The 1347-nt window shown below is 64.7% G+C and carries 3 protein-coding genes; all 3 read right to left on the bottom strand.

Annotation, left to right across the window (positions count from 1 at the left end):
• Window positions 1-957, bottom strand: a 957-nt coding sequence (locus BR85_RS14780; RefSeq protein ID WP_051526095.1) for an IS3 family transposase, incomplete at its 3' end; no start/stop codon positions are given.
• A gap of 15 nt (window positions 958-972) precedes the next feature.
• Window positions 973-1227 (bottom strand): hypothetical protein, encoded by a 255-nt coding sequence (locus BR85_RS15335; protein ID WP_155947943.1) that lies wholly within the window; start codon window positions 1225-1227, stop codon window positions 973-975.
• A gap of 20 nt (window positions 1228-1247) precedes the next feature.
• Window positions 1248-1347 (bottom strand): integrase core domain-containing protein (locus tag BR85_RS15330; RefSeq protein ID WP_155947944.1); only part of this gene is annotated, 100 nt, incomplete at its 5' end.

The raw sequence follows: 1347 nt of genomic DNA, 5'->3' as shown, positions 1-1347 counted from the left end.
TTGGCCGCACCGCTCGATCTGCCTGCTGTTGTCGTCGAACCATCCAAACACCTCCGATTCAAGGTGTTGCGACGACCAGTTGAATCCGCCTTGCGTGCCGTGGTCCCCGTGGATGATCGTTCCCGGGGAGGGTCGACGTGAGTCGATCGCCATGCCGAGCGCGTTCGTGGCCAGTTCCGCGCGCTGTGTGGTGTCTATCGCCCATCCCACGACGCGACGGCTGAACACGTCGAGGACGACGCAGCAGTAGAGCTTTCCTTCCCGTGTCGGATGCTCAGTTATGTCGGCCACCCAGAGCCGGTCGGGCCCGTCTGCGTGGAAGCGGCGACGGACGAGGTCGGTGACGGTGACCTGGTTGGGGACACGCTTGGACCGTCGTCGCAGCGGGAGTCCGACCAGCCCGGATCGCCGCATCAGCAGCCCGACAGTGTTCTGACCGACCGTGATCTCGTGCGACCGCTGCAACTCTGCGCGAACCCGCATCCGGCCGTAGGTGCCGTAGGACGATTCGTGGATCTGTCCGATCAGGTCGGTCAGCCAGGCGTGCCGGATTGATCTCGTCGACGGTGCTCGCGATTTCCACTCGTAGTATCCCGATGTTGAAACGCCTAACGCGAGGCAGGCCTTCCGGATGCGGACTCCGTCAGCGTGGAGCTCGCCCACGAGACGGAACCGGTCTTTTGGGGGCATCACCTGCTCCACCGCTGCAGCCGCTCTGCGGAGGATCTTGTTCTCCTCCTCCAACTCACGGATGCGCCTGTTCGCGGCAGTCAGCTCGGCCGACGGCGCGCGCCCGCACAGCGGTCTGATCCCACGGTCCACAAGATCTTGCTGCTTGCAGCGGTAGAGGCAGGACTGCGCGATCCCGAGCGTCGCGGCGACGTCGACAACGGTGCGTCCCGACCTCACCAGCTCGAGCGCACGCTCACGGAACTCGGACGGATACGGTCTCGGCATACGACCACTCTCCTCTCAGAAGTAGCCACATCTCTCAACCAATCGTTCCGGGAAACCGGGGCAGGACCAAGGTGTCCGGAAAACCGGGTCAAGCTCCGTCACCGACAGAACCGTGCCGGGTTCGACAGCGTCCTGGAAGCGTCGCTCCAGGAGGTCGACCGGGTCAGGGGCGGTGCGTGCTCGCGCGGCCGCCCGACGAAATGCGGCGCGCGCGGCGGGCGGCATGATCCCCAAATCCTGCATCACAGCGAGCACCGTCTTGCGGTCCACGTGAACCCCGAAGTCAGCGGCTAAATGTAGTTCCCCGTGAGGTTGTGAACGCGGGCTGAGGGTGTCTTGCCGCCGATGCCGGTGTGGGGTCGGTGGTGATTGTAGTGATGCAGCCAGGTC

This window comes from Microbacterium sp. UNCCL10 (assembly GCF_000746195.1).
Lineage (GTDB): Bacteria > Actinomycetota > Actinomycetes > Actinomycetales > Microbacteriaceae > Microbacterium > Microbacterium saccharophilum.
This window is presented reverse-complemented; position numbering and strand designations above follow the sequence as displayed.